The sequence below is a fragment of the Streptomyces sp. NPDC006463 genome (genome assembly GCF_042870715.1).
Taxonomy (GTDB): Bacteria; Actinomycetota; Actinomycetes; order Streptomycetales; family Streptomycetaceae; genus Streptomyces.
On the sequence record NZ_JBIAHP010000026.1, the window covers coordinates 113,698 to 116,188 of the forward strand.

3 protein-coding genes are annotated in these 2,491 nt (G+C 71.7%); all 3 read right to left on the bottom strand.

Going from position 1 to position 2,491, the window contains the following annotated elements:
• Positions 1-121: 121 nt before the first annotated feature.
• From nusB to ACFYOB_RS34640, 3 genes are read right to left on the bottom strand one after another with little or no spacing between them, the layout of a single operon-like run.
• Positions 122-550, bottom strand: coding sequence for a transcription antitermination factor NusB (gene nusB / locus ACFYOB_RS34630; protein WP_388567083.1), 429 nt, complete (start codon positions 548-550; stop codon positions 122-124).
• Positions 551-553: 3 nt separating this feature from the next.
• The gene (gene efp / locus ACFYOB_RS34635; protein ID WP_388567086.1) at positions 554-1,120 is read right to left on the bottom strand and encodes an elongation factor P; all 567 of its coding nucleotides are present in this window, start codon (positions 1,118-1,120) and stop codon (positions 554-556) included.
• A gap of 59 nt (positions 1,121-1,179) precedes the next feature.
• Complete coding sequence (locus ACFYOB_RS34640) at positions 1,180-2,286, bottom strand: M24 family metallopeptidase (RefSeq protein WP_388567089.1); 1,107 nt, start codon at positions 2,284-2,286, stop codon at positions 1,180-1,182.
• Positions 2,287-2,491: the final 205 nt, after the last annotated feature.

The following is a 2,491-nucleotide window of genomic DNA, read 5'->3' on the forward strand; positions in this document are numbered from 1 at the left end:
CGCGTGCGGGCGCCCCCCCCCCCCCCCCCCCCCCCCCACCCCCCCCCCCCCCCCCCCGCCGGGGGGGCCCCCCCCCCCCCCCGGCGGCCCCCCCCCCTCCGCTCAGTCGAACCCCCGGACGCTAGTCGCGGCGCAGGTTCGGCTTCAGCTCCTTGAAGCGGGCCAGCAGCCCGTTGACGAACGAGGGGGACTCGTCCGTCGAGAACTCCTTGGCCAGCTGGACGGCCTCGTCGATGGCGACGGCGTCAGGGGTGTCGTCCACCCAGATCAGCTCGTAGGCACCGAGCCGCAGGATGTTCCGGTCCGCGACCGGCATGCGGTCGAGGTCCCAGTCCACGGCGTAGGTGACGATCAGGTCGTCGATGCGGTTCACCTTGTCGGCGTAACCCTCGACGAGATCCATCGTGAAGGCGCTGACCGGCGGCTGCCGGTCGTCCGACCGCGCGTGGCGGATCCAGTCCGCGAGGACCTCGCGCACGGGCACGCCGCGCTGGTCGGCCTCGAACAGGATCTGGAAGGCGCGCTTGCGCGCATTGCTCCGAGCAGCCACGGGTTAGTTGCTCTTCCGGCCGAGGTAGTCGCTGGTGCGGGTGTCGACCTTGACCGTCTCGCCGGTGTTGACGAAGAGCGGGACCTGGATCTCGTGGCCGGTCTCCAGGGTGGCGGGCTTGGTGCCACCGGTGGAGCGGTCGCCCTGGACGCCCGGGTCGGTGTGCTCGATCTTGAGCTCGACCGCGGCCGGGAGCTCGACGTAGAGGACTTCGCCGTCGTGCTGCGCCACGGAGGCGGTGAAGCCCTCGATCAGGAAGTTGGCGGCGTCGCCGACAGCCTTCTTGTCGACCATCAGCTGGTCGTAGGTGGTCATGTCCATGAAGACGAAGTACTCGCCGTCCATGTACGAGAACTGCATGTCGCGCCGGTCGATCGTGGCCGTCTCGACCTTCGTGCCGGCGTTGAAGGTCTTGTCGACGACCTTGCCGGAGAGCACGTGCTTGAGCTTGGTGCGCACGAAGGCCGGGCCCTTGCCGGGCTTGACGTGCTGGAACTCGACGACGGACCAGAGCTGGTCACCGTCGAGCTTGAGCACCATGCCGTTCTTGAGGTCGTTCGTGGAAGCCACGGTTGCGGAATCTCCTGCACTGGAAGACCACGGGTGCGCGCACAGCCCGGCGGAGCGGGCTAGAGCGCGAGCAGCTCCTTGGTCGTAATGGTGAGTAGCTCGGGACCGCCGTCCGCCTCGGGGCGCACGACGAGCGTGTCATCGATCCGGACACCTCCCCGGCCCGGGAGGTGAACCCCCGGTTCGACGGTGACCGGCACGCAAGCGTCCAGTTTACCCATTGCCGTAGGTGCAAGCTGCGGGTCCTCGTCGATTTCGAGACCCACGCCGTGTCCGGTCGACGGAGCGAGTGCTTCCCCATGGCCCGCGGAGTCCAGTACGGACCGTGCCGCATGATCCACATCACGGTACGCGGCCCCCGGCAGCAGGGCCTCGCGCCCGGCCCGCTGGGCGGCGAAGACCAGGTCGTACAGCTCGATCTGCCAGTCCGCCGGGGTGGTTCCGATCACGAACGTACGGCCGATCTCGCACCGGTAGCCGCGGTAGTTGGCGCCGAGGCAGACGGTGAGGAAGTCGCCCTCCTCCACCCGGCGGTCGGAGGGCCGGTGCCTGGAGCGGCCGGAGTGCGGGCCGGTGCCGACCGAGGTCGGGAAGGCGGGCCCGTCCGCCCCGTGGTCCACGAGGCGCCGCTCCAGCTCCAGGGCGAGGTGGCGTTCGGTGCGCCCGACGAGGATGGACTCCAGCAGTTCGCCCAGCGCCTGGTCGGCGATCTCGGCGGCGATCCGCAGGCAGGCGATCTCCTCCTCGTCCTTGACGAGGCGCTGCTGCTCCACGGCGGTGCCGAGGTCGGCGAGGCGCAGCCGGGGCGCGACGGACTGCAGGGCGCGGTGCCGGGCCACCGTGAGGTGGTGCTCCTCGACCGCGAGCGAGTCGGCGCGTGCGGCGGCGGCCATGTCGCCCGCCGCGACGGCCGGGTCCGCGCCGGGGCCCGACAGCACGGAGACCCGCAGCCGCTCGTCGAGGCGGCCCTCGTCGGCCTCCCCGGTGGGCGCGGCGCCGCAGAACAGCACCTCCTCCGTGGGCCCGACGAGCAGTACGGCGCCCAGCGGGGAGGCCCCGGACAGGTAGCGGACGTTCGCCGGACACGTGATCAGTGCGGCGGCGTTCCCCGCGGCGGCGCAGCGGTCGCGAAGCGTTCCCCGGCGGGCGGCGTACACGTCTGACATGTCTTCGAGCGTACGAGCGCCTCGCGCATCCGGCCTGATGAGCGCGTCCGGACGTGCGCCGCCGAGGGGCGCCTGAGCCGGGCGCGGAGGCCGGGCGCGGGCGCCGGGGCCTAGGGGGTGTCTGACGGATCAGGGTCGGATAGCCCGGGTCGGCTGGTGCCGTGGATTGCAAGGCGGAGGAGGGAGTCGACGCGGAGCGTCGGCG